Source organism: Chromobacterium sinusclupearum (assembly GCF_002902845.1).
Classification (GTDB): Bacteria; Pseudomonadota; Gammaproteobacteria; order Burkholderiales; family Chromobacteriaceae; genus Chromobacterium; species Chromobacterium sinusclupearum.
The window spans coordinates 47,980-62,593 of sequence record NZ_PPTF01000001.1 but is presented as its reverse complement, the minus strand read 5'-3'; the positions used below and the strand labels follow the sequence as shown (position 1 = coordinate 62,593).

Here is a 14,614-nt window from a genome sequence, read left to right as displayed (position 1 = left end):
AGGGGCGGGCTATCCGCCCCCACGACTGGTTTCGAAATCTTTCGCTTACAGACCGATCTGACCGACCGCCAGCATGTAGACGGCGATCACCGCCAGGACCACCACGATGGCGGCCAGCACGGCTTCAATCAGGTTGAACGGCTTCTGGCCCTGCTCTTTCTTGGCCCACAGGTAGAACAGCAGGCCCGGCGCGTACAGCACCATGGACAGGAACAGGTACTTGGGACCGGCGGCGTAGATCAGCCAAGCGCCATACACAGTGGCCAGCGCGGCGGTCCAGAATTCCTTGGCGGTACTTTCGCCCTGGGCGTAGCCTTCGCCGCGCTTGGCCACCAGCAGCGAGTAGCCGGCGCACAGCAGGTAAGGAATCAGGATCATCGAGGTGGCCAGCGACAGCAGCGCCAGGTAGCCGGCCGAGCTCTTCAGCGTGATCAGCAGGAACAGCTGGATCAGGCCATTAGTCAGCCACAGCGAGGCGGCCGGGGTTTCATTGGCGTTGAGGGTGCCGAACACCTTGGGCATCACGCCGTCCTTGCCGGCGAGGTAAGGCGCTTCCGCGGCCAGCAGGGTCCAGGCCAGCAAGGCGCCGCCGACGGAAATCACCAGACCGGCGTTCATCAGGTTGGCGCCGAAGGTGCCGAAGGCCTTTTGCAGCACATAGGCGGTGGACGGGTTCTTCAGAGCAGCCAGTTCCGGCTGGGTCATCACGCCCAGCGACAGCACCGACACGGCGACCAAGAGCGCGATGGTCAGCAGGAAGCCGATCACGGTCGCCTTGCCCACGTCCTTCATGCTTTCGGCGCGGCCGGAGAACATCGAAGCGCCTTCGATGCCGATGAACACCCATACCGTCACCAGCATGGTGCTCTTCACCTGATCGACGATGGTGCCGAGCTTGGCGTTGCCCCAGAAGTCCAGATTAAAGGTATCGACCTTGAAGGCGAACACGATCAACACGATGAACAAGGCCAGCGGCACCAGCTTGGCCACCGTGGTGACGGTGTTGATGAAGGCCGCGCCATGCACGCCGCGCAGCACCAGGAAGTGCAGACACCACAGCACCACGGAGGCGCAGATGATGGCGGTTGGCGTGTTGCCGTCGCCGAAGGCCGGAATCCAGAAGCCCAGGGCCGAGAACATCACCACAAAGTACGACACATTGCCGATCCAGGCGGAAATCCAGTAACCCCAGGCCGAGTTGAAGCCCATATAGTCACCGAAACCCTCCTTGGCATAACCGTAGACGCCGCCCGACACCTCCGGTTTGCGCGAGGCCAGCATCTGGAACACAAAAGCCAACGCCAGCATGCCGACGAAGGTGATGGCCCAGCCTATCAGGATGGCCCCGGCGCCGGCGCCGGCCGCCATGTTCTGCGGCAGCGAGAAGATGCCGCCGCCTATCATCGAGCCGACGACCAGCGCCGTCAGCGCGCCTAGCTTCAGCCTGGGCGATCCGCCCTCGGCTACGCCGGCTTGGCTTGCAGTTTCAGTAGACATTTTCATTCTCCGATCAGGGATGTAAACCGTTATTCATTATTAAATTCTTATCATCTGAAATTATGGTATACCCCGTTAATTCAGGGTCTCCAGACGAGTCGTCGGCTCGATTGACTTACATCAAGCGCTCATGATGGACAAAATGCCGACCTACGGCGGATGCGACTAAAGCTTGCAACAAGGCGTCATGCGATACGGCGAAAAGTCATAAAAACAGCGGCCGGCTCAGCAACAACATTCAAGATAGAAAGTCTGAATGGAAAGAAAAGGCGGGATGGCGGACAATATGATCCAGCGCAAAAACTGCGGAAAATTTACAAATCAATCATGGACTTGAAGGATAGCAGGCGCGCTCCCGCGCGACAGGAGAAAAAAAGGCGGATACGGCCCACCACCGTATCCGCCAACACACACATCAAGAGGAAATGCCAAAACTACGGGAATGAATCCTTACTTGCCCGGCTTGTTGATGTTCTTGAAGATCACCCAAACCGCGCCGATCACTACCAGCGTAGCCACCACTATCGTCAACAGACTGAGGCGGCCCACATCGTCCGATACCATCAGGGTCAGCAGCTCCATCGTGTTCTCCTCGCAGGTTCTGCGCCTTAGCGCCCTTGCCAACGACATAATAACCACTTTGGCGATGTTGAAATTGACCCATGTCAATCCGATGCATCCTGGCATGACAAACAAAAAGCGCCAGGTCTATGCCTGGGGCTTTTCATATACAGATCAGCAGCTTGTCTACTTTCCGCCGCCCATGTCCTTGGCCAGGAAGAAGGCATCGGAAAAGAACTCATCCTCCGGCAAGCCGCGCTCACGCGTGAAGGTGCCATGCGCCGCCTCCACCATCACCGGCGCGCCGCAGGCGTACACCTGATGACCGGACAGATCGGAGAAGTCTTCCAGCACCGCCTGGTGCACAAAGCCGGTGCGGCCCGTCCAGTTGTCTTCCGGCAAGGCTTCCGACAGCACCGGGATATATTGGATGTGCGGATGAGCGGCGGCCCAGCCTTCGGCCAATTCCGCCATGTACAAATCCGCCTTGGTGCGGGCGCCCCAATAGAAAGTGATCGGCCGGGTGATGCCATGCTGGATGGCATGCTCGATGATGCCCTTGACCGGCGCGAAGCCGGTGCCGCTGGCGATGAAGATGATGGGCTTGTCAGACTCTTCGCGCAGGAAGAACGAACCCATCGGCCCCTTGAAGCGCATGATCTCGCGCTCCTTCATCTCATGGAACACATACTCGGAGAACGAGCCGCCCGGCTGATGGCGGATATGCAGTTCCAGGAAAGCATCGTCGTGCGGCGCGTTGGCGATGGAGAAGCTGCGCTTCTTGCCATCCTTCATCAAAATATCAATGTACTGGCCGGCGCGGAACTGCAGACGCTCCGACACCGGCAGCTTCAGCTTCAGCACCGCCACGTCGTGGATTTTCTCGATTTTTTCCACGCGGCACGGCAGCGTCTTGATCTGAATGTCGCCCATGCCGGTCACTTCGCGCACCTCGATGCTGACGTCACCCTGCGGCCGCGCGCAGCAGAACAAAGCCATGCCCTGGGCCTGCTCGGCCGAGGTCAAGGCCTTTTCCTGGAAACCGTCCTGGCTGACCTCGCCTTCCACGACCTTGCCTTTGCAAGCGCCGCAAGCGCCGTCGCGACAGCCGTATGGCAGGCCCACGCCCTGACGCAGGGCGGCCTCAAGAATCGTTTCGTGCGCTTCCACACCGAATGTATGCCCGCTCGGGAGCACTTTCACCTGGCAAGTCATGTCGTATCTCAATCCTGAATTCTGGCTAAAATGCACACCATGCGTACCTTGCTCATCATAGGCGCCGGCGATGTCGCCCGGCGCGCCATGCCGCTGCTGCGCGGCCACTGGCGGGTGCTGGCGCTATGCCGCTCCGCCGATGCAGCCTCGCGCTGGCGCGCGCTGGGCGCCGTGCCGCTGCATGCCGATCTGGACAACCACGCCAGCCTGGCTCGTCTGGCCGGGCTGGCCGATGCCGCCTTGCTGTGCGCGCCGCCGCCCGGCCATGGCCGGACCGACCCGCGCACGCGCAAGTTATTGTACGCGCTGGCAAAAGCGGACAGCATACCACAGCAATGGGTGTACATCAGCACCAGCGGCGTGTATGGCGACGCCACAGGCCGCTGGCTGGATGAGACCGCGGCGCTGCGGCCGCGCAACGAGCGCGCCTGGCGACGGGCCGACGCCGAAGCTGCCTTGCGCCGCTTCGCCATCCGTCATGGCTGCGCGCTGACCATCCTGCGCGCGCCCGGCATCTACGCCGACGACAGGCTGCCGCTGTCGCGCCTGTTCAATCAAACGCCGTTGATAGCGGACGCCGAAGACAGCTGGAGCAACCACATCCACGCCGACGACCTGGCGCGGCTGTGCGTGGCGGCTCTGTCCCGCCGCCACGGCATCCGCGTCTATAACGCCTGCGATGCGTTGCCGCTGCCGGTCAGCCGCTGGTATCGGGCGCTGGCCGAAACGCTGGACCTGCCCTGCCCGCCGCAGCTGCCGCGCGAGGCGGTCAAGGCCAGCGTTTCGCCGCAGCAATGGTCTTTTCTGGGCGAGTCGCGCCGGCTGGACAACCGCCGGGTCCTGCGCGAGCTTGGCGTCGCGCTGCGCTGGCCCAGCGTGCTGGATTACCTGGCGGCATTGCGACAAGATCCGGCCCGGCGCGCGGCAATACTCGCAAGCCAAGCCGAGATTCGGTAACATCGCGGTTTTTTTGAGTTTTCAGCAGGCCAGCAAAATGGAAAATCCGGATTTCAAACGCTCGATCCGCAGCTTTGTGCTGCGGCAGGGCCATTTGTCCACGGCACAGCAGCGCGCCATGGACGAAGGCATGCCCAAATGGGGCATTGAGTACCGCCCCGAGGCGATCGACCTGGAACAGGCCTTCGGCCGCGCCGCGCCGAAAATCCTGGAAATCGGCTTTGGCATGGGCGGCGCCACAGCCGAAATCGCCGCCGCCAATCCGGACAAGGACTATCTGGGCATAGAAGTGCACGGCCCCGGCGTCGGCAATCTGTGCAAGCTGATCGCGGAAAAAGAGCTGACCAACCTGCGTCTGATGCGCCACGACGCGGTAGAAGTGCTGGACAATATGCTGCCTGACGGCTGCCTGGACGGGGTGCATATTTTCTTCCCGGACCCGTGGCATAAAAAACGCCATAACAAACGCCGTCTGATCCAGTCGCCGCTGGTGGCCAAACTGGCCAGCAAGCTGAAGCCCGGCGGCTACTTCCACGCGGCAACGGACTGGGAAGACTACGCCATCCAGATTCTGGAAGTGCTGAATGGCAACGCCGATCTGGAAAACACCGCCGACGGCTATGCGCCGCGCCCGGACTACCGCCCGCTGACCAAGTTCGAAGCGCGCGGCATCAAGCTGGGCCACGGCGTGTGGGATGTGATCTTCCGACGCAAATAAGCCCGTCCTGGACGGCTCCACAACGACCCGCCGACGCGGGTCGTTTGCGTTTTGCGCGGCCTATCGCGCCAGCAGCGCTTTGATGTCCTCCATCAGCTCATGCGGCTCCACCGCCGGTTCGTAGCGCTTCACCACCCTGCCGCGTCCATCGATCAGAAACTTGGTGAAGTTCCATTTGACCGGATGCGGATGATCGGAATCGGCCTGGGTAAGCCAGCGCCACAGCGGATGGGCGGCTTCGCCATTGACTTCCAATTTGGCGAACAGCGGAAAGCTCACGCCGAAGCGTCCCTGGCAGAAGGCGACGATTTCCTCCTCGCCGCCCGGCTCCTGGCCGCCAAACTGATTGCAAGGGAAACCGAGCACGCTGAAACCCTGGCCGGAAAAATAATCGTGCAGCTCCTGCAGGCCGGCATATTGCCGGGTATAGCCGCATTCGCTGGCGGTATTCACCAACAAGGCCACGGTGCCCGCATAGGCGGAAAGCGCCTGTTCGGCGCCGTCCGCCCGCTTCGCGCTAAAATCGTAGAGCGTGGTCATGGCATCCTCCGTCCCGTATAATGCCGCAGCCTGCAAGGCAGCCGCCTGCGACCCTGATTCCTGAGCCGGATGCCGCGACGCGCCCGCGCCGCCATCCGCCCCGTTACCGCCCGAGGTCTTCACCGATGTTGTTCAACCCCAGCCGCCAGGACGCCCGCCGTTTCTTCTTCGACACCTGGAGCAAGTCCAAGTCCGGCCAGCCCTTGTCCGATCTGGAACAAATCGTCCTATCCATTCTTATAGACCACCCGGAGTATCATCCCATCCTGGAAAATCCGGATGCCTTCATGGAGCAAGAGTGGACGCCGGACATGGGGGAGACCAATCCCTTCCTGCATCTGGGCCTGCATGTGGCCATCGCTGAGCAGCGCTCCATCGATCAACCCTTCGGCATCCGCGCCTTGTATGCCCAGCTGGCGCTGCGCCATGGCGACGAACACCGCGCCCAGCATGAGTTGATGGAGTGCCTGGGCGAGATGATCTGGCATGCCCAGCGCTATGGCGGCGGACCGGATGTCAATCGCTATATATCCTGCGCGCGCGGCAAGCTGGGCATGGGCGAAGAAGAGCAGCCGCGGGTCAATCCCAACGATATCCCGGATTAAAGCCTGCGCGCCGCTTAACGTCCAACTCGCATCAACAGGCTCAAAGCCCCGCCGTCACACCAGACGGTTGGCCGGCTCGCCGCGGACAAAGGCCTCGATGTTGTCCACCAGCTGCGCCGCCAGCCGGCCCATCGCCTCGCCGCTGGCCCAGCCGACGTGCGGCGTGACGATCAGATTCGGCAACCTGGCCTTCAACAGCGGATTGTCCGGCGCGGGCGGCTCCACGCTCAGCACGTCGAAGCCGGCGCCCCCTAGTTGGCCGTACTTCAGTGCGGCCACCAGATCGGCCTCGTCCACCAGGCCGCCTCGGGCGGTATTGATCAGGATGGCGCCCGGCTTCATCGCCATCAGCTCCGGCTGGGCGATCATGCCGCGCGTCTCGTCGGTCAAGGGGCAATGCAGCGAGATCACGTCAGAGCGCGCCAGCGCCTCGCCGAACGGCACCCGCCCCTCCCTCGCCTGCGCCAAGCCTTTGCGCTCGGCAAACAGCACCTCCATGCCGAAGGCGCGCGCCATGCCCGCCAGCTGGCTACCGATGCCGCCGGAGCCGACAATGCCCAGCACCGCGCCGCGCATCTCGCGGATGGGCGCGCCGAAATGGCAGAACTGCTTGGTCTGGCTCCATACGCCGGCGGCGACATCGCGCTGGTAGGCCGGCAGATTCTTCATCAGCGCCAGCATCAGCGTCAGCGCGTGTTCGGCGACGGTATGGTCGCCATAGTGGCGGATATTGCACACCGCGACGCCGCGCTCCCGGCAGGCTTCCAGATCGACATGGTTGTAGCCGGTGGCAGCGATGGCGATCAGCTTCAGACGCGGCAGCCGGGCGATGGTCTCGCGCGACAGCGGCACCTTGTTGCTGATGACGATATCGGCCTCGATCGCGTGATCGACGATCTGCTCAAGCGAAGTGGCGGGATAGTCTCGGCAATGGGCGGGAAAGCTGAAAACGGGAACCGGGACAGGCAAGCTGTCCCGGTCAAGAAACACGACGTTATGGGTCATTGCGTGGCGGTCATCGCTCGAAGGTGATCAAATCCCGATAGGCATGCCAGCTGGCCAGCGCCAGCACCGGCATGATGATGATCAGGCCCAGATAATAGGTGGCGAAACCCACCACCGTCATCGCCACAATGATAGCGGCCCACACGCCCATCGTCAGCACATTGCGATACACCGTGCGCACGCTGGCGATCATGGCGGTGACGGTATCCACATCCTTGTCCAGCAACAGCGGTATCGACACCACGCTGACCGAGAACACCAGTTGGGCGAACAGGAAGCCGACGGCGAAATAGGCGATCAGGAATTCCAGATTGTCGGCGTTGAAGGAGTCGGCGACGATCTCGTTCAGATTCGGCAGCGCGGCGGTGTCGTAGAACAGCGCGAACATCAATAAAGACACGCGAAACCAACCAAACACCAACACGGCCAGCAGCACGGCGTACAGGCTGAAACCGGGCATATTGACGCGCCAGGAGGCCACGCTGTGCAGCAGCTTGACCCTACCGTGGCCATCAAACGCCTCCATCTGCTTGGCGATGTCGTACAGGCCGATGGCCAGAAACGGGCCGGCGAGCAGGAAAATGGTGGCGAAAGTGATGACCAATTCCGGCGCCTGATCGACATAAGCGCCCAGCAGATACGCCATCAGCACGAATATCGCGCCGTAGAACAGGCAATCGGCAGGGGCCTTCTGGAAGTCGCGAAAACCCTTGCGCAACCACTGCAGGGTTTGCGCCGGCTCCACCTTGCGCGGCACCGGGCGCACATGTGGCGTTTCGTGATCATGATCATGATGTAGCACATCCATGGCACACCCCCTTGGGTTGCATAAAGATTACAGGCAACGAGGCCTGAATTTCGTTATATGCCAAGCACGGGAAAACACAAAGCCGGCGGCCGGCTGCTACAATCGCCGCGTTGCAACCATTTGCGTGAAGGAATCAGCATGAGCGAATTGATCATCGAAGAACTGGCCCTCGGCGAAGGCGCCGAAGCCGTGGCCGGACAGGAGGTCACCGTGCATTACACCGGCTGGCTGACCGACGGCACCAAGTTCGACTCCAGCAAGGATCGCATGCAGCCGTTCAGCTTTCCGCTGGGCGCCGGTTACGTGATCAAGGGTTGGGACCAGGGCGTGCAGGGCATGAAAGTCGGCGGCAAGCGCAAGCTGACCATCCCGTCCGAACTCGGTTACGGCGCGCGCGGCGCCGGCGGCGTGATCCCGCCGCACGCCACGCTGGTATTCGAAGTGGAGCTGCTGCAGGTGGGCTGAGCCACGGCGCAGCCGGCAAAAAGGCCATCTCCAAGGAGATGGCCTTTTTCTTTGGCGCGAAGATGTGCTTACTTTTTGACGCAAGCCATGCGGCGGCGGCGGTACCACACGAAGCCCACTCCCAGCAGCAGCAAGGCGACTACGCTCAGGATGCCGGCCTGGCCTCTATGCACCATCATCATCAGCCAATCGCGGTTGGCCGCGCCGTAGTAGCCCAGATAGACCCATACCGGCACCGAAATCAGCGCGGCGAAGCCATCCATCAACAGGAAGCGCCAATAAGGCACGCGGCGGGTCATGCCGGCCGTGATGAAGATGGGGGAACGCAGCCCCGGCAGGAAGCGGGCGACAAACAACACCCAGTTGCCGTATTTCTCGAATTTTTCCTGCACCGCCTCGAAGCGCTCCTGCGTCAGGATGCGGGCGATGGGTTTGAAGCGCAGCACTTTTTGCCCAAAGATGCGGCCGGCCATGAACATGCAGCCGTCGCCGACCAGCACGCCGGCCATGCCGACCACAAACATATAGTGCACATTGGTGTAACCCAGGCCGGAAATCACGCCGCCGGCAACCAGGGTGATGTCTTCCGGAATCGGCACGCCAAACCCGCAAACCAGCAGCACCGCGAACACGGCGACATATCCGTAGCCGGTGAAGAAGTCTAAAAGTATCTGCAGAGTATCCATCGTTATTCCGTCTGTCGGCGATCAAGTCAGGGCGACATGGCGGCGGCAGGTCGGCTAAAGTCCAAGCACGGGGGTGTATAATAGCACACCTCCCCTTCACGCTTTCTTGACATGACTCGTCCTATCCGGCTGGAAATCTCCCTCTCGGCCATTCGCCACAATTTTCTGTTTACCCGCCAGCATGCCCAAGCCCGCCACCTGTTCGCCGTGATCAAGGCCGACGCCTACGGCCATGGTGTATTGGACACAGCAAAGACGTTGGCCGACCTGGCCGACGGTTTTGCCCTGCTCAATCTCGAAGACGCGGCGCGCTTGCGCGACGCCGGCATCGATAAGCCCATCGTATTGCTGGAAGGTCCGTTCGACGCGGCCGAAGCCGCGGCAATGGGCGGCTACCGCATCGGCGGCGCCGTCCATTCACAAGAACAGATAGCCTGGCTGGCCAAAGGTTCCGCCGAACGCCCGGTCGAGGCGTGGCTGAAGGTCAACAGCGGCATGAATCGGCTGGGTTTCCGTCCGCAACAGGCCCACGACGCGCTGGCGAGCTTGCGCGCCCTGCCCATGGTCCGCCCCTCGGCGATCATGACCCACTTCGCCACGGCCGACGACGATTACGGCGTGGCCGAGCAATGGGCCAACTTCGCGCCCGTCGCCGCGCAGAGCGGCCTGCCGGTCAGCGCCGCCAACTCGGCCGCCCTGCTGCGCCATCCGCACACCCACGGCGACATCGGCCGTCCCGGCATCGTGCTGTACGGCGCCTCGCCGTTCGAGGACGCCACCGGCGCCGAGCTTGGCCTGAAGCCGGCGATGACGTTGTCCGCCGACATCATAGGCGTGCAGCAGCTGCAAGCCGGCGATGCCGTCGGCTATGGCCGACGCTTCATCGCCGACCGCCCCATGCGCATCGGTATCGCCGCCTGCGGCTACGCCGACGGCTACCCGCGCATCGCCGCCAACGGCACGCCTGTGGCCGTGGATGGCCAGGCCAGCGCCACCGTCGGCCGGGTATCGATGGACATGCTGGCAGTCGACCTGAGCCGCCTGCCGCAAGCCGGCATCGGCAGCCGCGTCGAACTGTGGGGCCCTCAGGTGCCGATTGAAAAAGTGGCCGCCTGCGCCGGCACCATCAGCTACGAGCTGATGAGCGCGGTCATGCCGCGGGTGCCTCGGCTGTTGAAGGATTGAACCGGCGCAAGATCAAAAAAATGCCAAGCTCCACAGCTTGGCATTTTTTTTGATGAGACGAACAACGATCAGACCACGACCGCCTCGATCGCCTTGGCGATGGCGCTGGCCCAAGTGTCGGCCAGGGTCTTGTCGTCGGCCTCCACCATCACGCGCACCACCGGCTCGGTGCCGGACGGACGCAAGACGACGCGGCCGCGGCCATGCAGCGCGGCCTCGGCTTCAGCCAGCGGCGCGGCGGCGGCGGCCTTCCAGTCGCAACCGTTATGGCGCACATTGATCAGCGTCTGCGGGAAGGGCTGCCAGTCGGCGCAGATCTCGGCCAGGCTCATGCCCAGTTGCTGCACCGCGGCCAACACCTGCAGGCTGGAGATGATGCCGTCGCCGGTGCTGTGCTTGTCCAGGCACAGGATGTGGCCGGAGGCCTCGCCGCCGACCTGCCAGCCGTCGGCATGCAGCATTTCCAGCACATAGCGGTCGCCCACCTTGGCGCGGCCGAACGGCACGCCTTGCTTCTGCAGCGCCAGTTCCATCGCCATATTGGTCATCACCGTGCCGACGACGCCGCCCTTCAGCGCGCCGCAGGCCGCGCGGGCCTTGGCGATCACGTAGATCAGCTGGTCGCCGTCATAGACGCGGCCAGCCGCGTCCACCATGATCAGGCGGTCGCCATCGCCGTCCAGCGCGACGCCGAAGTCGGCCTGGTGCTCCAGAACCGCCATCTGCAGCGTCTTGGGATAAGTCGCGCCGACGCGCTCGTTGATGTTGTAGCCGTTGGGCTCGCAACCGATCTCCACCAACTCGGCGCCGAGCTCATGGAACACCTTGGGCGCGATGTGGTAGGTGGCGCCGTTCGCGCAATCGACTACCAGCTTCAGCCCTTTCAGGCTCATCTCGTTGGGGAAGGTGCTCTTGCAGAATTCGATGTAACGGTCGGCGGCGCCTTCAATGCGGCGGGCGCGGCCCAGCTCCAGCGAGGCGTTGGTGGCCATCGGCTGATCCAGCATCGCCTCGATTTCCAGCTCCAGCGCGTCGTCCAGCTTGTTGCCGCCCTCGGCGAAGAACTTGATGCCGTTATCGTGGAAGGGATTGTGCGACGCCGAAATCACCACGCCGGCCTCCAGCCGCAGCGCGCGGGTCAGGTAGGCAATGCCCGGCGTCGGCAGCGGGCCGGTCAACAAGACATTCACGCCTGCGGCGGTGAAGCCAGCCTGCAAGGCGGCTTCCAGCATATAGCCGGAGATGCGGGTGTCTTTGCCGATCAGCACGGTGGGACGGCTGTCCTTGTCATGATCGACCAGCACGCGGCCGGCGGCATAACCGAGTTTCATCACGAATTCGGGATTGATCGGAAACTTGCCGACCTCGCCGCGCACGCCATCGGTGCCGAAATATTTGCGACTCATTACATTCATCTCTTTTCGGTTGAATACCGGACACAACGGTCTTGGGATCTATCAGTCCGGCATTTTGCCATTATCCCGGTAGGGAAAACCAGTTTCAAATCAAGATTCCTGCAGCGCCTGCCATAGCTGCAAGGCCTGGCGCGTCGCCTTGACGTCGTGCACGCGGATCACCGCCGCGCCGCGCCGCGCCGACTCCAGCGCGGCCGCCACGCTGGCGCCCAGGCGTTCCGCCGGCTCGGCCTCGCCAGTGATCGCGCCCAGCATGGACTTGCGCGACAGCCCCACCAATTGCGGCACGCCGGCGATGCGTTCGATCTCGTCCAGCCGCCGGAGCAGGGCCAGATTGTGCGCCAGCGTCTTGCCGAAGCCAAAGCCCGGGTCCACCAGCAAGCGCTCGCGCGCGACGCCGGCCTGCAGGCACAGCGCCACCCGGCGCTGCAGGTAATCGGCCACTTCGGCCACCACGTCCTGATACGCCGGCTTGTCCTGCATGGTGTCCGGATTGCCCTGCTTGTGCATCAGGCAAATGGCAGCCTGGCTTTGCGCCGCCACCTGCAGCGCGCCCTCGTCCTCCAGCGCCGACACATCATTGATCAGGTCCACTGCGTCAAGAGCCAGCGCCTCGTGCATCACTTCGGCACGACGGGTGTCCAGCGACAAGGGCGTGCCGAGATCGCGCAGTTTCTCCAGCACCGGCAGCACGCGCGACATTTCTTCTTGCGGGCTGACGAAAGGCGCGCCAGGACGCGTCGATTCGCCGCCGATGTCCAGAATATCCGCGCCTTCGGCCAGCATCGCCTCTGCGCGCCGCAAGGCGTCTTCCAGGCGGTTGAAACGGCCGCCGTCTGAGAACGAATCCGGCGTGACATTGAGTATGCCCATCACCAGCGGACGGGACAGATCGAGCGTGAAACGCCCGCACAACAAGGTTTTCAACTTAATCTCGCGTTCCAGATACTCTGACAAAACAGCGGGCAGTAATGCAAAACCGGGCAAGCCCGTTAAGGCTTGCCCGGTTGGAGACGGTTGCAGGATCAGACTTCCTGAGCCGGATCGGACGTCGCCGACGAGGCCGCCGGTTCGGTTGGCTCGGCCGGCTTGGTTTCCGCCGGCTTGGCGGCGAAACCGGAACCCGGCTTGGGCGGACGCGGCGGCTTGCCGGCCATGATGTCGTTGATCTGCTCGGCGTCTATGGTTTCATACTCCAGCAACGCCGCGGTCATGGCCTCCACCTTGTCGCGGTTTTCTTCCAGCAGACGACGCGCCAGCGAGTATTGCTCGTCGATGATGCGGCGGATTTCCTGATCGACCTGCTGCAGCGTGGCTTCCGACAGGTTCTTGTGGGTGGTGATGGAGCGGCCGAGGAAGACCTCGCCCTCGTTCTCGCCGTACACCATCGGACCCAGCTTGTCGCTCATGCCGTAGCGGGTAACCATGTCGCGGGCCATTTGCGTGGCGCGCTCGAAGTCGTTGGAAGCGCCGGTGGTCATCTGGTTCATGAACAGCTCTTCGGCGATGCGGCCGCCGAACAGAATGGCCAAACGGTCCATCAGGTAGCCGCGGTCATAGGCGAAGCGGTCCTGCTCCGGCAGCTGCATGGTCACGCCCAGCGCGCGGCCGCGCGGGATGATGGTGACCTTGTGCACCGGGTCGGACTTCGGCAGCAGCTTGGCGACGACGGCGTGGCCGGACTCGTGGTAAGCGGTATTGCGCTTCTCCTCCTCGGTCATCACCATGCTGCGGCGCTCGGCGCCCATCATGATCTTGTCCTTGGCGGACTCCAGGTCTTCCATGTCCACCAGACGCTTGTTGCGGCGGGCGGCGAACAGGGCGGCCTCGTTGATCAGGTTGGCCAGGTCGGCGCCGGAGAAGCCCGGCGTGCCGCGGGCGATCACTTCGGCGTTGACGTCGGCGGCGATCGGCACCTTGCGCATGTGCACGTTCAGGATCTGTTCGCGGCCGCGGATGTCCGGCAGCGGCACCACCACTTGGCGGTCGAAGCGGCCCGGGCGTTGCAGCGCCGGGTCCAGCACGTCCGGACGGTTGGTGGCGGCGATGACGATCACCGTGGAGTTGGTGTCGAAGCCGTCCATTTCCACCAAAAGCTGGTTCAGCGTCTGTTCGCGCTCATCGTTGCCGCCGCCGAGACCGGCGCCGCGCTGGCGGCCGACCGCGTCGATTTCGTCGATGAAGATGATGCACGGCGAGTTCTTCTTGGCCTGCTCGAACATGTCGCGCACGCGCGCCGCGCCGACGCCGACGAACATTTCGACGAAGTCGGAGCCGGAGATGCTGAAGAACGGCACCTTCGCTTCGCCGGCGATGGCCTTGGCCAGCAGGGTTTTACCCGTGCCCGGCGAACCGGCCAGCAGGATGCCGCGCGGAATGCGGCCGCCCAGGCTCTGGTAGCGGGAAGGATCGCGCAGGTAATCGACGATTTCCTTCACTTCTTCCTTGGCTTCGTCGCAGCCGGCCACGTCGGCGAACATCACGGTGTTCGCGTCCTGGTCCAGCATGCGCGCCTTGCTCTTGCCGAAGGAGAACGCGCCGCCCTTGCCGCCGCCTTGCATCTGGCGCATGAAGAACACCCACACGCCGATCAACAGCAGCATCGGGAACCAGCTGATGAAGATGCTCATCAGCATGGACGGCTCCTCCTCCGGCTTGGCGGAGAAGCGCACATTGTTCTTGATCAGGTCGTCCACCAGTTGTGGATCGTACGGAGCGTAAGTGGAGAAGGCGGTGCCGTCGGTCAGCTTGCCTTTCAGCCACTGGCCGCGCAGCGGATGACCCTCTATGGTCAGGGACTGCACCTTGCCGGACTCGACATCGCTGACAAACTGCGAGTATTCGAGCTGGTTCTGGGTGTCCTGGCGCTTGCTGAACTGATTGAACACCGTCATCAGCACCAAGCCGATGATCACCCAGATGGCGATGTTTTTGCCGATATTGTTCACGAGTAGCGG

At 62.9% G+C, this 14,614-nt stretch carries 15 protein-coding genes; 5 read left to right on the top strand and 10 right to left on the bottom strand.

Translation table 11 applies throughout. The features are described 5' to 3' along the window. Positions 1-45: 45 nt before the first annotated feature. The 3 genes from arcD to C2134_RS00275 form a co-directional block, all read right to left on the bottom strand. The gene (gene arcD, locus C2134_RS00285) at positions 46-1,497 is read right to left on the bottom strand and encodes an arginine-ornithine antiporter (protein ID WP_103316593.1); all 1,452 of its coding nucleotides are present in this window, start codon (positions 1,495-1,497) and stop codon (positions 46-48) included. Positions 1,498-1,947: 450 nt separating this feature from the next. Then, positions 1,948-2,079: a DUF3149 domain-containing protein gene (locus C2134_RS00280; protein ID WP_103316558.1), complete on the bottom strand. Its 132-nt coding sequence runs from the start codon at positions 2,077-2,079 to the stop codon at positions 1,948-1,950. 165 nt (positions 2,080-2,244) lie between these two features. After that, positions 2,245-3,273, bottom strand: coding sequence for a CDP-6-deoxy-delta-3,4-glucoseen reductase (locus tag C2134_RS00275; protein ID WP_103316556.1), 1,029 nt, complete (start codon positions 3,271-3,273; stop codon positions 2,245-2,247). 39 nt (positions 3,274-3,312) lie between these two features. Here C2134_RS00275 and C2134_RS00270 point away from each other — a divergent pair, with 39 nt between their 5' ends. Together C2134_RS00270 and trmB are read left to right on the top strand one after the other, a co-directional pair. Beyond that, positions 3,313-4,230, top strand: coding sequence for an SDR family oxidoreductase (locus C2134_RS00270; protein WP_103316591.1), 918 nt, complete (start codon positions 3,313-3,315; stop codon positions 4,228-4,230). A 37-nt stretch (positions 4,231-4,267) separates the two neighbouring features. Continuing rightward, positions 4,268-4,948, top strand: coding sequence for a tRNA (guanosine(46)-N7)-methyltransferase TrmB (gene trmB / locus C2134_RS00265; RefSeq protein WP_103316589.1), 681 nt, complete (start codon positions 4,268-4,270; stop codon positions 4,946-4,948). A gap of 60 nt (positions 4,949-5,008) precedes the next feature. Here trmB and C2134_RS00260 read toward each other — a convergent pair whose 3' ends face one another. After that, positions 5,009-5,488: a glutathione peroxidase gene (locus C2134_RS00260; protein WP_103316554.1), complete on the bottom strand. Its 480-nt coding sequence runs from the start codon at positions 5,486-5,488 to the stop codon at positions 5,009-5,011. 125 nt (positions 5,489-5,613) lie between these two features. Between C2134_RS00260 and C2134_RS00255 the strand changes: the two genes are divergently transcribed. Next, the gene (locus C2134_RS00255) at positions 5,614-6,093 is read left to right on the top strand and encodes a DUF1841 family protein (RefSeq protein WP_199179833.1); all 480 of its coding nucleotides are present in this window, start codon (positions 5,614-5,616) and stop codon (positions 6,091-6,093) included. A 54-nt stretch (positions 6,094-6,147) separates the two neighbouring features. Here the strand turns inward: C2134_RS00255 and C2134_RS00250 are convergent, their stop codons facing one another. Then, entirely contained in the window at positions 6,148-7,098 is a 951-nt protein-coding gene (locus C2134_RS00250; protein ID WP_103316552.1) for a D-2-hydroxyacid dehydrogenase, read from the bottom strand. Between the two features lie 10 nt (positions 7,099-7,108). Then, positions 7,109-7,906: a DUF2189 domain-containing protein gene (locus tag C2134_RS00245; RefSeq protein ID WP_103316549.1), complete on the bottom strand. Its 798-nt coding sequence runs from the start codon at positions 7,904-7,906 to the stop codon at positions 7,109-7,111. A gap of 138 nt (positions 7,907-8,044) precedes the next feature. On the opposite strand from C2134_RS00245, the gene C2134_RS00240 reads away from it, so the two are divergent. Then, positions 8,045-8,371, top strand: coding sequence for an FKBP-type peptidyl-prolyl cis-trans isomerase (locus C2134_RS00240; protein WP_071109163.1), 327 nt, complete (start codon positions 8,045-8,047; stop codon positions 8,369-8,371). Positions 8,372-8,439: 68 nt separating this feature from the next. Here the strand turns inward: C2134_RS00240 and C2134_RS00235 are convergent, their stop codons facing one another. Then, entirely contained in the window at positions 8,440-9,057 is a 618-nt protein-coding gene (locus tag C2134_RS00235; RefSeq protein ID WP_103316547.1) for a DedA family protein, read from the bottom strand. A gap of 111 nt (positions 9,058-9,168) precedes the next feature. On the opposite strand from C2134_RS00235, the gene alr reads away from it, so the two are divergent. Beyond that, a complete protein-coding gene (gene alr, locus C2134_RS00230; RefSeq protein ID WP_103316544.1) occupies positions 9,169-10,242 on the top strand; it encodes an alanine racemase in 1,074 nt (357 codons plus the stop codon). A gap of 68 nt (positions 10,243-10,310) precedes the next feature. Here alr and glmM read toward each other — a convergent pair whose 3' ends face one another. The 3 genes from glmM to ftsH form a co-directional block, all read right to left on the bottom strand. Further along, on the bottom strand, positions 10,311-11,648 hold the full coding sequence (gene glmM, locus C2134_RS00225) for a phosphoglucosamine mutase (RefSeq protein ID WP_103316542.1): 1,338 nt from the start codon (positions 11,646-11,648) through the stop codon (positions 10,311-10,313). A gap of 99 nt (positions 11,649-11,747) precedes the next feature. Then, positions 11,748-12,530 (bottom strand): dihydropteroate synthase, encoded by a 783-nt coding sequence (gene folP, locus C2134_RS00220; RefSeq protein ID WP_103316584.1) that lies wholly within the window; start codon positions 12,528-12,530, stop codon positions 11,748-11,750. A gap of 152 nt (positions 12,531-12,682) precedes the next feature. Continuing rightward, entirely contained in the window at positions 12,683-14,605 is a 1,923-nt protein-coding gene (ftsH, locus tag C2134_RS00215) for an ATP-dependent zinc metalloprotease FtsH (RefSeq protein WP_103316540.1), read from the bottom strand. Between the last annotated feature and the right edge of the window lie 9 nt (positions 14,606-14,614).

Excerpts from the sequence above, each read along its gene's own strand:
- C2134_RS00260 (WP_103316554.1), bottom strand. The coding sequence starts at position 5,488 with ATGACCACGCTCTACGATTTTAGCGCGAAGCGGGCGGACGGCGCCGAA.
- trmB (WP_103316589.1), top strand. The coding sequence starts at position 4,268 with ATGGAAAATCCGGATTTCAAACGCTCGATCCGCAGCTTTGTGCTGCGG.
- C2134_RS00235 (WP_103316547.1), bottom strand. The coding sequence starts at position 9,057 with ATGGATACTCTGCAGATACTTTTAGACTTCTTCACCGGCTACGGATAT.
- C2134_RS00275 (WP_103316556.1), bottom strand. The coding sequence starts at position 3,273 with ATGACTTGCCAGGTGAAAGTGCTCCCGAGCGGGCATACATTCGGTGTG.
- C2134_RS00240 (WP_071109163.1), top strand. The coding sequence starts at position 8,045 with ATGAGCGAATTGATCATCGAAGAACTGGCCCTCGGCGAAGGCGCCGAA.
- glmM (WP_103316542.1), bottom strand. The coding sequence starts at position 11,648 with ATGAGTCGCAAATATTTCGGCACCGATGGCGTGCGCGGCGAGGTCGGC.
- alr (WP_103316544.1), top strand. The coding sequence starts at position 9,169 with ATGACTCGTCCTATCCGGCTGGAAATCTCCCTCTCGGCCATTCGCCAC.
- C2134_RS00280 (WP_103316558.1), bottom strand. The coding sequence starts at position 2,079 with ATGGAGCTGCTGACCCTGATGGTATCGGACGATGTGGGCCGCCTCAGT.
- C2134_RS00255 (WP_199179833.1), top strand. The coding sequence starts at position 5,614 with ATGTTGTTCAACCCCAGCCGCCAGGACGCCCGCCGTTTCTTCTTCGAC.
- arcD (WP_103316593.1), bottom strand. The coding sequence starts at position 1,497 with ATGTCTACTGAAACTGCAAGCCAAGCCGGCGTAGCCGAGGGCGGATCG.
- C2134_RS00270 (WP_103316591.1), top strand. The coding sequence starts at position 3,313 with ATGCGTACCTTGCTCATCATAGGCGCCGGCGATGTCGCCCGGCGCGCC.
- folP (WP_103316584.1), bottom strand. The coding sequence starts at position 12,530 with ATGGGCATACTCAATGTCACGCCGGATTCGTTCTCAGACGGCGGCCGT.
- C2134_RS00245 (WP_103316549.1), bottom strand. The coding sequence starts at position 7,906 with ATGGATGTGCTACATCATGATCATGATCACGAAACGCCACATGTGCGC.
- C2134_RS00250 (WP_103316552.1), bottom strand. The coding sequence starts at position 7,098 with ATGACCCATAACGTCGTGTTTCTTGACCGGGACAGCTTGCCTGTCCCG.